We start from the raw sequence: 12,636 nt of genomic DNA on the forward strand, positions 1-12,636 counted from the left end.
CGGCAGTTGGTTCGTCAACTTGACCGCAAGTTCGCAAAGCACCGCGGAACCGGCTCCGCCGGGCCGCCGGTGCTGCCCCCTGCAAGGGGGTTGGCGAAGCGACACGCAGTGCGCGAAGACTGGGGGTGGAGTCAGCGGAGACCGGCGATGTAGTCGGAGACGGCCTTGATCTCGCGGTCGTTGAGCTTGGCCGCCACGCCGGTCATCTGCGGGCTGTTGGTGCGCACTCCGTCGCGGAAGGCCACCAGCTGGGCGGTGGTGTAGTCGGCATGCTGGCCGCCCAGGCGCGGGTACTGGGCCGGGATGCCGGCGCCGTTGGGGCTGTGGCAGCCGGCGCAGGCGGCGATCTGGCGCTCGCCGATGCCGCCGCGATAGATCTTCTCGCCCAGGGCGACCAGGTCCTTCTCCTTGGCGAAGCCGGTCTTCACGGGCTTGGCGCCGACGAACCACGCGATGTCGCGCATGTCCTGATCGGACAGCGCCGAGGCGTAGGGTTTCATGATCGCGCTCTTGCGCTTGCCGGACTTGAACTCCTGCAGCTGCTTGACGATGTACTCGGGGTGCTGCTGCGCCAGCTTGGGATTGGCCGCGACGGCCGAGTTGCCGTCGGCGTTGTGGCAGGACGCGCAGCTCTGGCTGTTGGCCGGCGCCGCGTTGAAGATCGTGTCGCCCCTGGCCGGATCGGGTTTGGCCGGCTTCGCGGGCGTCCCCGCCGCGGCCGGCGCCGGGGCCTCGGACGTCTGGGCGGAACCGGCACTGGAGGCGACACCCAAGAGGGCTGCGAGCAGAAGATGGGCAAACGACTTCATGGCGGCGGGGCTTGGATTTATGGGCGCAAAACCCCGCGATTCTACAATGGCCCCCCGTTCCGAAAGCCTCCCCGATGACCTCCCCCGCGCCCTCACCGGCCCCCGCGACGCCCCGTGCGGCGCCCGCCCCCGACCGGATCCGCGCCGCGCTGGGCTGGATGCACACCGCCCACTTCCTCACCAGCGCCCCGCAGCTGGAACACCTGCCGGCCTTCGACCTGCCCGAGATCGCCTTCGTCGGCCGCTCCAACGCCGGCAAGTCCACCGCCATCAACACCCTCACGCAGCAGACGCGCCTGGCCTTCGCCTCCAAGACGCCCGGGCGCACGCAGCACATCAACCTGTTCGGCCTGGGCAAGCAGAAGATCGACGACGCCGTGCTCGCCGACCTGCCCGGCTACGGCTACGCGGCCGTGCCGCGCGAGGCCAAGCTGCGCTGGCAGCGCGTGATGGGCAACTACCTCATGACGCGCGAGAACCTGCGCGGCGTGGTGCTGATGTGCGACCCGCGCCACGGCCTGACCGAGCTCGACGACATCCTGCTCGACGTCATCCGCCCGCGCGTGGAAGCCGGCCTGAAGTTCCTGGTGCTGCTGACCAAGTCCGACAAGCTCACGCGTTCCGAGGGCGCCAAGGCGCTGTCGATCGCGCGACTGCAGGCCGGTGGCGGCGAGGTCAAACTGTTCTCGGCGCTCAAGCGGCACGGCGTCGACGAGGCGGCCGAGCTGCTGTGGCGCTGGGCGCATCCCGAGGCCGACGCCCCGGCCGCCGGCGCCGCACCCGCGACGACGCCCGAGATCCCCGCGGCCGACGAGGCCGCCGACCCGCCCGCCACCCGGCCCGGGCACTGACGCCGCGATCGCGGCGGTCGCCCCGGATTCGACCCTCGAACTCCAGGAGACCCCGCATGATCGACACCTTCCAACGCACCCTGCCCGGCGGCGTCACGCTGGGCTGCCGCGCCGCCGGCACCCCTGGCCGGCCGCTGATGCTGTTCCTGCACGGCTTTCCCGAGGGCGCCTTCGTCTGGGACGAACTGATGGCGCACTTCGCGCGGCCCGAGCACGGCGGCTACCGCTGCGTGGCGCCGAACCTGCGCGGCTTCGGGCCGTCGAGCGCGCCGGCCGACGTGGCGGCCTACAAGGCCAACCTGCTGGTGCGCGACATCGAGGCGCTGGTCGACACCGAGCGCGCCGACGGCCACGTCGCCGTGCTGGTCGCGCACGACTGGGGCGGTGCCTTCGCCTGGGGCTTCGCCAACGCGTTCCCGCACCGGCTCGGGCACCTGGTCGTCCTCAACTCGCCGCACGCCGGCACCTTCGCGCGCGAGCTGCGCGACAACCCGGCGCAGCGCGCCGCCAGCGCCTACATGCACTTCCTCGCGCGGCCCGATGCCGAGGCGCTGCTGGCGGAGGACGACTACCGGCGGATGTGGGGCTTCTTCACGGCGACGGGCGCCGGCGCCGGCGTCCCCGGCTGGCTCACCGACGACGTGCGCGCCCGGTACCGCGAGGTCTGGGACGCCGGACTGACCGGTGGCTGCAACCTCTACCGCGTGACGCCGCTCAAGCCGCCGCCGGCCGATGCGGCGCCGGGCACCGCGCCCGCGCTGCCGGAGATCCCGCGCGAGCGGCTCACGGTCGACGTGCCGACGCTGGTGATCTGGGCGCTCGGCGACACGGCGCTGCTGCCCGGGCTGCTCGACGGTCTGGAGGATTACGTGCCGCGGCTCGAGGTCGTGCGGGTGCCCGACGCCACGCACTGGATCGTCCACGAGCAGCCGGCGCGCGTCGCGCGGGAGATCGGCGACTTCCTCGGCCGCCGGCCGCCGCCCGCGCCCACGGCGGCCGGGTGATCAGTAGACCGGCGGCTCGCCCTCGGGCCGCGTCTTGAAGCGGCGGTGCACCCAGTAGTACTGCGACGGCATGGCGTCGATGTAGCCCTGCAATCGCGTGTTCATGAGGGCGGTGTCGGCCATCACGTCGTCGCTCGGGAAGTCCCTCCAGGCCGACAGCACCTCGATCTCGTAGCCGTCGGCCACCAGCCGCGCCACCACCGGCACGACCTTGGCCCGGCCCAGCCGCGCGAAGCGAGAGAGCGACGGCACGGTGGAGGCCTGCACGCCGTAGAACGGCACGAACACCGTCTGGTCGCGGCCGAAGTCCATGTCGGGCAGCAGGTAGAGCAGGCCGCCCTTACGCAGGCCCGAGAGGATCGGCTTGATGCCGTCGACGCGGTTGAGCGTCTCGACGTTGCCGAAGCGCTGGCGGCCCTCGCGGATCCAGGCGTCGACCTGCGGGTCGCGCTGGGTCGTGTAGATGGTGGTCGAGGGCCGCGCCGTGTGCATCGTGAGCGCGGTGGCCGCGGCGTCGAGGCCGTAGAAGTGCGGCGCGAACAGGATCATCGGCGCGCTGCCGTGCGCGATCTCCTCGATCTCGGCCGCCGCGCCGACCACCCGCAGCCGCTTCGCCACCACCCGCTCGGGCGCGTGCCACAGCCAGCTGCGGTCGAGCCAGGACTGGGCGACGAAGACGAAGGTCTCGCGCGCGATGCGCCGGCGCTCGGTGTCTGATTTCTCCGGGAAGCACAGCGCGAGGTTGATGTCGACCACGCGGCGGCGCGGCCGCGCGACCACGTACAGCACGCGGCCGAGCACGGCGCCGAAGCCGCGCACCGCCGGCAGCGGCAGGTGCGCCAGCGCGCGCATGAAGGCGATGCCCAGGGACGAGGACAGGCTCATGCGGCGGCTTTCGTCGCGTCGTCCATGGGCGCTTCGCCCTTGGGCTGCTTGTGGCGGGCGTAGTCCCAGACGTACTGCTGCGGCAGGCGGCGGATCAGGCGCTCGATGCCCTCGTTCATGGCGGCGGCGGCGGCCTCGGGCGTGGCCTCGGGGTCGCTCATCGCGGTGCCGTCGAAGGGCTCGCAGCGGATCACGTAGCCCGCGCCGCGCGGCAGCCGCTCGCACACGCCGAGGAACACGCGCGCGCCGGTCTGCTGCGCCAGGCGCGGCAGCAGGGTCATGGTGTAGGCCGGCCGGCCGAAGAACGGCGCCCACACGCCCTGGCCGAACGGCGGCACCTGGTCGGGCAGGATGCCGGTGTAGCCGCCCGCGCGCAGTGCGCGCATCAGGCTGCGCACGCCCTTGACGCTGGTGGGCACCGTCTGCAGGCCGGCGCGCTCGCGCGAGCCCGCCATGAGCCGCGCCATCCAGGCCTTGCGTGGCGGGCGGAACAATGCCGTGAGCGGTCCGTACGTGCCGACCAGGCGTTCGGCCAGGGCCTGCCCGTACATCTCCCAGCTGCCCAGGTGCGGCGTGACGATGATCACGCCGCGCCCTTCGGCCAATGCCGCCTCGAAGGCCTCGATGCCCTCCCAGCGCACCACGCGCGGCAGCACGCTCTCGCCGCGCGGACGCGCCCACAGCCAGGGCAGCTCGGCCGCCATGGCGCCGGCCGCGCCGATGGCCGGCCGGTACTGCGCGGGCGTGAAGCCGGCGGCTTCCGCGTTGGCGACGAAGCGCTGCCGGTAGCGCGGCGAGGTCCACCACACCAGCCAGCCGAAGGCGATGCCCAGGCGCTGCATGACGGGCAGCGGCACGCGGGCGAGCAGGCGGAACAGGGCGACGAGCATCGGACGGAACGGAGCGAAGAGGACGGACGCGGAGAGAACGACGGAACGGTGGGTGACGCGCGGCAAAGACCCTTGACAGGACACCCTGCACGGCTCGAATAGAATCCAAATTGTCGCTGAGTTATGGAACTACTTGCAGGGCGACACGCACAAGCGCCGCGCGATTGTGCCCGGGCCGAAGACGCCCTTCTGCTAAAGCGTTCGCCAGGCTTCATCGCCGTCGGCAACGCGCCGACCCACCCGATTGGAGCCCCATCCCATGGCGAACGACTTTCTCTTCACTTCCGAATCCGTCTCCGAAGGCCACCCCGACAAGGTCGCCGACCAGATCTCCGACGCGATCCTCGACGCGATCTTCGAACAGGACCCGCTGTCCCGCGTCGCCGCCGAGACGCTGACCAACACCGGCCTCGTGGTGCTCGCCGGCGAGATCACCACCAACGCGCACGTCGACTACATCCAGGTCGCGCGCGACACCATCAAGCGCATCGGCTACGACAACACCGACTACGGCATCGACCACAAGGGCTGCGCGGTGATGGTCTGCTACGACAAGCAGTCCAACGACATCGCGCAAGGCGTCGACCACGCCAGCGACGATCACCTCAACACCGGCGCCGGCGACCAGGGCCTGATGTTCGGCTACGCCTGCGACGAGACCCCCGAGCTGATGCCCGCGCCGATCTACTACGCGCACCGCCTGGTCGAGCGCCAGGCGCAGCTGCGCAAGGACGGCCGCCTGCCCTTCCTGCGCCCGGACGCCAAGAGCCAGGTCACGATGCGCTACGTCGACGGCAAGCCGCACAGCATCGACACCGTGGTGCTGTCGACCCAGCACCACCCCGACCAGAGCGAGAGCCCGACGAAGATGAAGGCCAGCTTCGTCGAGGCGGTGATCGAGGAGATCATCAAGCCGGTGCTGCCCAAGGAATGGCTGCAGGAGACCCGCTACCTGATCAACCCGACCGGCCGCTTCGTCATCGGCGGCCCGCAGGGCGACTGCGGCCTGACCGGGCGCAAGATCATCGTCGACACCTACGGCGGCGCCTGCCCGCACGGCGGCGGCGCGTTCTCGGGCAAGGACCCGAGCAAGGTGGACCGCTCGGCCGCCTACGCCGCGCGCTACGTGGCCAAGAACATCGTCGCCGCCGGCATCGCGCGCCAGTGCCAGATCCAGGTCGCCTACGCGATCGGCGTGGCCCAGCCGATGAACATCACGGTCTACACCGAAGGCACCGGCCTGATCCCCGACGACCGCATCGCCGCGCTGGTGCGCGAGCATTTCGACCTGCGCCCCAAGGGCATCATCCAGATGCTCGACCTGCTGCGCCCGATCTACCGCAAGACCGCCGCCTACGGTCACTTCGGCCGCGAGGAGCCCGAGTTCACCTGGGAGTCGACCGGCCAGGCCGCCGCGCTGCGCGCCGCCGCCGGGCTCTGAGGCCCATGAGGCCCACGCGGGGCCGAATGCGGAAAAGCCGGGTTCGCCCGGCTTTTTCACGTCCGCTCAGAACCGGTACGCCGCCCCCGCTCCCACCGTCCAGGTCCGCCCCGGCGCGGGTTCGTAGAAGCGGGCGTTGCCTTCGTTGACGATCACCGAGCCGACGATGTCGCGCGCGAACAGGTTGTCGATGCGGGCGAAGGCGTTCAGTTCCCAGCGCGCGATGCGTTTCACGTACCCCGCCTGCACCGCCGCGACCGCGTAGCCCGGCGCGTTGGCGGTGTTGGCGTCGTTCGCGGCGATGCGGCCGAGCGCGCGCAGCTCGGCGCCGGCGCGCCAGCCCTCGGGCGGCGCGTAGCCGTAGGCGACGAACAGCGCCTGCTTGGCGATGCCGGGAATCCGGCTGCCGGCCGGCACGGCGTTGAAGGCGTCGTCGTAGCGCGCGTCGAGCCACGTCGCGGCGACCTGGGTGCGCCAGTGGCCGGCGGTCTCGTGCAACCAGCCGAGCTCGGCGCCCTCGCGCCGCGTGCGGCCGGCGTTGCGGAAGGTCGCGCGGCCGCCGACGTTGGTGGCGGTGACGATTTCGTCGTCGGTGCGGGTCCGGAACACCGCGCCGGTCAGCAGCCCGCCGGCGACGCGCGCCTTGGCGCCGGCCTCGACGCTGCGGTTGACCGACGGCTGGAGGGCGAAGTTCAGCCCGCCGGTGCCGTCGGGACGGTAGGAAAGCTCGTTGAGCGTCGGCGTCTCGAAGCCGCGGCCGGCCGAGACGTACACGTTGAGGTCGCGGTTCACCGCGTAGCGCAACGCGCCGGCGGGCAGCGTGCGGGCATAGCGCGCGTCGCCGCTGTCGTCGCGGTTGATCCCGCGCACGTAGCGGTCCTGCGAGTCGAAGCGCACGGTGCTGCGGCGCAGGCCGGCCTCCAGGCTCCAGCGCTCGGCGAAGTCCCAGCGCGTCTGCACGTAGGGATCGACGTTGGACACCGTGTTGCGCTCGTCGCGCCGCAGGGCGCCCTGCGAACCCAGCCGGCGCGGCGCGGCGGCCGTGCCGAGGTAGTTCTCGTAGCCGCGCCGGGTCTCGTCGAGCGTGTCGTAGGCCAGGCCGGCGGCGATCTCGAAGGGCCGGCCGGCCAGCTGCGTGCGCGTGGTCCAGCGGGCGTCGAAGCCGGCATAGCGCCGCTCCAGGTCGATCACGCCGCCCGCGCTCAACGGATTGGCCTGGGCCGAGGGCGGGATGGCCTGGAACTGCGTGGTGCGGCGCTCGCCGCCGTAGAGCATCAGGCGCAGGTCGTTGGCCGCGTCGACGCGCTTCTCGTAGCGCAGCCCCAGCTGCGTCTGGTCGACCGTCTTGCGCGTGTCGTACTGCGTCGCCAGCGCGGCGCCGCGGCGGTCGCCCGCCAGCTGCGCCTGCGTCAGGCCCAGCGGGTCCTGCGCGTCGATGCGCACGCTGTTGGCCACCAGCGTGAGCTTCGCGCCGTCGTCCAGCGCGATGCCCAGCTTGCCGTTGGCGATGTCGCGCGTGGCGGCGCTGTGGTCGCGCCAGCCGTCGGTGCGGAAGCGGCTCGCGCCCAGCACGTAGTCGACGCGGCCGCTCTGTCCGCTGGCCGTGGCGCCCACGCGCGAGGTGCCGTCGCTGCCGCCGGCCACCGAGAAGCCGACGCGCGGCGGCGCCTCGCCGTCCTGCGTGAAGACCTGGATCACGCCGCCGGATGAATTGCCATAGAGCGCCGAGAACGGTCCGCGCAGCACCTCCACGCGGTCGGCCGTGCCGATGTCGATGTTCGAACTCTGGCCCTGGCCGTCGGGCAGCGTGGCCGGGATGCCGTCGATGTAGAGCCGCACGCCGCGCAGGCCGAAGGTGGAACGCGCGCCGAAGCCGCGGATGGAGATCTGCAGGTCCTGCGCGTAGTTCTGTCGGTTCTGCACCTGCAGGCCGGGCACGACGCCCAGGCTTTCCGACAGGTTGACCTGCAGCCGGCCGTCGCGCAGTTGCTGGCGGTCGACGAGGTCGATGGAGCCCGGCACGTCGAAGGACGAGACGACGCCGCGCGGCGTCGAGACGGTGACGGCGCCGAGCGTGGGCACGCCATCGGCGGCGTTCGCGGCGGGAAGGGGGTCGGTGGTGGCGCCGACGGCGGCACCGGACTGCGCGTGGAGCGCGGAGACGGAGAGCAAGGCGGTGACGACCGCGGCGAATTTCTTCATCCGCCGGATTCTGCGGGCGCCTCCCCCAGCGCCGCTGCCAGATGGCGCGCCGTCCGGCTCCCGCGCGCGCGGGCGACCTCGCGCGGCGGGCCGGCCGCCACGATGCGCCCGCCCGCCCCGCCCGCGCCCGGCCCGACGTCGATCACCCAGTCGCTCGCAGCCACCACACGCATCTCGTGCTCGACCACCACGACCGTGTTGCCGGCCTCGATCAGGCGGTCGAACTGCGCCATCAGCCGGTCGACGTCGGACGGATGCAGGCCGGTGGTCGGCTCGTCGAGCACGTAGAGGGTGTCGCCGCGCTGCGCGCGCTGCAGCTCGGTGGCGAGCTTGATGCGCTGCGCCTCGCCGCCCGAGAGTTCCGTCGCCGGCTGGCCCAGCCGCAGGTAGCCCAGGCCGATGGCCCGCAGCAGCGCGAGCGGGCGCTGCACGGCCGGCTCGTCGGCGAAGAAGTCGCCGGCCTCGTCCACCGTCATGCGCAGCACCTCGGCGATGTCCCGGCCGCGCCAGCGGACCGCCAGCGTGGCGGCGTTGTAGCGCGCGCCGTGGCAGGCCGGGCACGGCGCGTAGACGCTGGGCATGAACAGCAGCTCGACGCTGACGAAGCCCTCGCCCTCGCAGGTCGGGCAGCGCCCCTTCTCGACGTTGAACGAGAAGCGCCCGGCGTCGAAGCCCCGCGCCTGCGCCTCGGGCGTGGCGGCGAAGCGCTTGCGCACGGCGTCGAACAGGCCGGTGTAGGTCGCGAGGTTGGAGCGCGGCGTGCGGCCGATCGGCTTCTGGTCGACGCGCACCAGCCGCCGGATGCCCTCGGCGCCGCCGGCGATGCGCCCGGCCGTGGCGGTCGCCGGCACGGCCGGCGCGTCGCCCTCGGCGGCGCCGTCGTCGTCGTCGGCCAGCGGTGCCTCCTGGCCCAGGTGCGCCGCCACCAGCTCGACCAGCGCCTGGCTCACCAGGCTCGACTTGCCCGAGCCCGACACGCCCGTCACCGTCGTCAGCACGCCCAGCGGGAAGGCGGCGTCCACGCCGTCGAGGTTGTTGCGCGCGACGCCTTCGAGCCGCAGCCAGCCGGCGGGCTCGCGCGGCGCGCGCGCGGCCGGCGCCCGCTCGTCGAACAGGTAGCGCGCCGTGAGCGAGGCGTCGACCTCGCGCAGGCCGGCGGGCGGGCCGCTGTAGAGCACCTCCCCGCCCCGCTCGCCCGCGCCGGGGCCGACGTCGACGAGCCAGTCGGCGGTGCGCATCACCGCCAGGTCGTGCTCGACGACGAACAGCGAATTGCCCGCGCGCTTCAATTGCGCCAGGGCGTCGAGCAGGGCCTCGGCGTCGGCCGGATGCAGGCCGGCCGAGGGCTCGTCGAGCACGTAGACGACGCCGAAGAGGTTCGAGCGGATCTGCGTCGCCAATCGCAGCCGCTGCAGTTCGCCCGGCGACAGCGTGGGCGTGGCGCGATCGAGCGACAGGTAGCCCAGGCCCAGCGCGCGCAGCGTGTCGACGCGCGCGAGCACCTCCTGCGCGATGCGTTGCGCGGCGATGCGCTTCTCCTCCGACAGGTGCGAGGTGCGCCGCACGTCGGGCGCGGCCGCGTGCGCGGCACCGCCGGCCGCCACGCGGCGCGCGGTGTCGCGGCGGGCGTGCGTGCGGTCGAGCGGAACGGTGGACGCCTCCGTCGGTGTCTCGCCCGCCGCCGCCGGGCCGAGCACCCGCGCCATGTCCTCCAGCGGCAGCCGCGACAGCGCGGCGATGTCCAGGCCGGCGAAGGTCACGCCCAGCGCCTCGCGCTTGAGCCGCCCGCCGCCGCATTCCGGACAGACGCTGCCGGTCATGTAGCGCGCCACGCGCTTCTTCATCAGCGCGCTCTGGGTGGTGGCGAAGGTGTGCCGGACGTACTTGCGCGCGCCGATGAAGGTGCCCTGATAGCTCGGCTCCGCCTTGGCGCGCAGCGCGGTCCGGACTTCGGCGGGCGTGTGGCCGGCGTAGACCGGCACGGTGGGCTGCTCGTCGGTGAACAGGATCCAGTCGCGCGTCTTCCTCGGCAGCTCGCGCCAGGGTCGGTCGACGTCGTGGCCGAGCGTGACTAGGATGTCGCGCAGGTTCTGTCCCTGCCAGGCCGAGGGCCAGGCGGCGACGGCGCGCTCGCGGATGGTCAGCGAGTCGTCCGGCACCATCGAGCGCTCGGTCACCTCGTAGACGTGGCCCAGGCCGTGACAGACTGGGCAGGCGCCCTGCGGCGTGTTGGGCGAGAAGTCCTCGGCGTAGAGCATCGGCTGCCCGTCCGGATAGCGCCCGGCGCGCGAGTACAGCAGGCGCAGCAAGCTCGACAGCGTCGTCAGGCTGCCGACCGACGAGCGCGCGCCGGGCGTGCCGCGCTGCTGCTGCAGCGCCACGGCCGGCGGCAGGCCGTCGATCGAATCCACCGCCGGCACGCCGACCTGGTCGATCAGCCGCCGCGCATAGGGCGCGACCGATTCGAAGTAGCGCCGCTGCGCCTCGGCGTACAGCGTGCCGAAGGCGAGCGAGGACTTGCCCGAACCCGACACGCCGGTGAACACCACCAGCGCGTCGCGCGGGATGTCGACGTCGACGTCCTTCAGGTTGTGCTCGCGCGCGCCGCGCACCCGGACGAAGCCCGTGGGCGCGGCGGCGATGGCGGTGGTGGTGGCGGAAGGACCGGATTCCGGGGAGCTTCTTTTTTTCATGGCGGCATGGAATGGAAAAAGCCGCCCGGAGGCGGCTCGGCGGCAATGGATGCCAATGCATCGGCTCCCCGTCCAGCGGCTCGCGGGCGCGCTGGCGGGAATCCGGCGCGGCGCCGGTCAGCCCCGGGCGCGGGCTGCGTCGCGCAGGGCCTTGATCTCATCGTGGTTGCGCTGGGCGCCGTCGGCCTGCTTCTGCACCACGGCGCGCACGTCGGCCGGCAGCTGGTTCTTCAGTGCCTTGCGGTAGCGCGCCAGCGAGGCGTCCTCGCCGCGCTCGACCTCCTCCAGGATCGACACCTCGCTGTCGGCGCCGACCGCGCCCTTGACCTTGACCCAGCCGCGATGCAGCGCACCGCCGACGGTACCGCCATCGGCGGGCGTGCCGCCGTACTGCGTGACCAGCGGCACGAGTTCGGCCGCGGCCGAGGCGCAGGCGGTGGCACGCTCGCTGAAGAGCTGCTTCAGGCGGGCGGTCTCGACCTGCTCGGCGCTGGCCTTGAAGCCCTCGGCGCCGTCGCGCGAGTTCTCGATCAGGTCGTTGAGGACGTCGACCACCTCGTCGTTGGCCAACGACTCGCCCGCGACGGCGGCCTCGTAGTTGTCGCCGGCACCGAAGGCCGTCGTCGTGGCCGCGCCCAGCGCCGCGCCCGCACCCGCGCCGAGCGTGCCGGTGGTGGTGGGGTCGGTGCCGCTGAAGTAGGTGCGGTCGGCGCGCTCCCAGGCGGCGCGCGTGGCGGGACGGGCCTGCTCCCAGTCGAGGCCCGAGGCGCCGCGGCGGGTCGACCACTCGTCGGCCAGCGAGGGCTCGACGGCGTCGAAGGTGTCGGCGCGCGAGGCGCGGGTCGACCAGCCCATCTCGTAGGCCGGACCGTAGTCGTCGTAGCTGCTGCCCGGCTGCACATAGGTCTCGCGGTTGTAGCTCTCGCGCCAGTAGGCGTCCTCGGCCGTCGGGTTGACGTTCTCGGCGATGGCCTTGCCACCCAGTCCGCCGACGACCGCGCCGGCCACCAGGCCGACCACGGTGCCGACCGGACCGGCGAGCGAGCCCGCCGCCGCGCCGGCCAGTGCGCCGCCGGTGGCGCCGACGCCCGTGCCCACGGGATGGGCGCCGGGTGCGCCGGTGATCGGATCGCGGTTCAGGTCGTCGGCATTGCCGGCGGTAGTACCGCGCGAGAGATCGTTCTGAGTGGCCATGAGTGTCTCCTGACAGGGAAGGTGCAACAGGAAAGGCGGTGCTTCCGGATGCCGCTGCGCCTTGGGAGCGAGCGATGGAAACCGCCGTCGAAAAATCATCCTTGGACTCCGCGAGGCCGATGCGAGTCATCTGCCCCAGACGACGCGTGTAGGGGTTCGCCTGCTCGCCGTCGCGGTCGCGGCCTTGAAATCGCGATGAATGCCCTTATCATTGGCACTCACCGAAGCAGAGTGCTAACAACGCTGCTTTCAGGCGACAGTGTCTCGGGCCACGCGCCCGGGACCCACAAATCCACATCCATTGCACATCCAGGAGATGCTATGAACCTTCGTCCTTTGGCCGATCGCGTGATCGTCAAGCGTGTTGACAGCGAAACCAAGACCGCCTCCGGCATCGTCATCCCCGACGCCGCCGCCGAGAAGCCCGATCAGGGCGAAGTCCTGGCCGTCGGCCCGGGCAAGCGCAACGACAAGGGCGAACTCTCGGCCCTGACCGTCAAGGTCGGCGACCGCGTCCTGTTCGGCAAGTACAGCGGCCAGACCGTCAAGGTCGGCGGCGACGAACTGCTCGTGATGAAGGAAGACGACCTGTTCGCGGTCGTCGAGAAGTGAGCCACCGGCTCCTTCTCCAGCGCTTTCCTTTCCTACCCCCCAATTACTGAATCCG

At 72.2% G+C, this 12,636-nt stretch carries 10 protein-coding genes; 4 read left to right on the forward strand and 6 right to left on the reverse strand.

The window, feature by feature from the left end:
* Window positions 1–131: 131 nt before the first annotated feature.
* Complete coding sequence (locus tag ABID77_RS08865; protein WP_429593932.1) at window positions 132–809, reverse strand: c-type cytochrome; 678 nt, start codon at window positions 807–809, stop codon at window positions 132–134.
* A gap of 74 nt (window positions 810–883) precedes the next feature.
* On the opposite strand from ABID77_RS08865, the gene yihA reads away from it, so the two are divergent.
* Together yihA and ABID77_RS08875 are read left to right on the forward strand one after the other, a co-directional pair.
* Window positions 884–1,660, forward strand: a complete 777-nt coding sequence (gene yihA / locus ABID77_RS08870; RefSeq protein WP_429593935.1) for a ribosome biogenesis GTP-binding protein YihA/YsxC — start codon at window positions 884–886, stop codon at window positions 1,658–1,660.
* Window positions 1,661–1,716: 56 nt separating this feature from the next.
* On the forward strand, window positions 1,717–2,664 hold the full coding sequence (locus tag ABID77_RS08875; RefSeq protein ID WP_429593938.1) for an alpha/beta fold hydrolase: 948 nt from the start codon (window positions 1,717–1,719) through the stop codon (window positions 2,662–2,664).
* Here ABID77_RS08875 and ABID77_RS08880 read toward each other — a convergent pair whose 3' ends face one another.
* Window positions 2,665–3,549, reverse strand: a complete 885-nt coding sequence (locus ABID77_RS08880) for a lipid A biosynthesis acyltransferase (RefSeq protein ID WP_429593941.1) — start codon at window positions 3,547–3,549, stop codon at window positions 2,665–2,667. It lies immediately after the preceding gene.
* On the reverse strand, window positions 3,546–4,439 hold the full coding sequence (locus tag ABID77_RS08885) for a lysophospholipid acyltransferase family protein (protein ID WP_429593944.1): 894 nt from the start codon (window positions 4,437–4,439) through the stop codon (window positions 3,546–3,548). The genes ABID77_RS08880 and ABID77_RS08885 overlap by 4 nt, the downstream gene beginning before the upstream one ends.
* Before the next feature lie 259 nt (window positions 4,440–4,698).
* Here ABID77_RS08885 and metK point away from each other — a divergent pair, with 259 nt between their 5' ends.
* Window positions 4,699–5,880: a methionine adenosyltransferase gene (gene metK / locus ABID77_RS08890; RefSeq protein ID WP_429593947.1), complete on the forward strand. Its 1,182-nt coding sequence runs from the start codon at window positions 4,699–4,701 to the stop codon at window positions 5,878–5,880.
* 66 nt (window positions 5,881–5,946) lie between these two features.
* Here metK and ABID77_RS08895 read toward each other — a convergent pair whose 3' ends face one another.
* From ABID77_RS08895 to ABID77_RS08905, 3 genes are all read right to left on the reverse strand, one after another.
* Entirely contained in the window at window positions 5,947–8,082 is a 2,136-nt protein-coding gene (locus ABID77_RS08895) for a TonB-dependent receptor family protein (protein ID WP_429593950.1), read from the reverse strand.
* Window positions 8,079–10,775 (reverse strand): excinuclease ABC subunit A, encoded by a 2,697-nt coding sequence (locus ABID77_RS08900; RefSeq protein ID WP_429593953.1) that lies wholly within the window; start codon window positions 10,773–10,775, stop codon window positions 8,079–8,081. Before ABID77_RS08900 ends, ABID77_RS08895 begins: the two co-directional genes overlap by 4 nt.
* A 117-nt stretch (window positions 10,776–10,892) precedes the next feature.
* Window positions 10,893–11,969 (reverse strand): PA2169 family four-helix-bundle protein, encoded by a 1,077-nt coding sequence (locus tag ABID77_RS08905; protein WP_429593956.1) that lies wholly within the window; start codon window positions 11,967–11,969, stop codon window positions 10,893–10,895.
* Between the two features lie 321 nt (window positions 11,970–12,290).
* Between ABID77_RS08905 and ABID77_RS08910 the strand changes: the two genes are divergently transcribed.
* On the forward strand, window positions 12,291–12,581 hold the full coding sequence (locus tag ABID77_RS08910) for a co-chaperone GroES (protein ID WP_429593959.1): 291 nt from the start codon (window positions 12,291–12,293) through the stop codon (window positions 12,579–12,581).
* Window positions 12,582–12,636 lie beyond the last annotated feature (55 nt).

Origin of the sequence: Variovorax sp. PvP013 (assembly GCF_050435945.1) — a bacterium.
In the GTDB taxonomy this organism is placed as follows: Bacteria; Pseudomonadota; Gammaproteobacteria; order Burkholderiales; family Burkholderiaceae_C; genus Variovorax.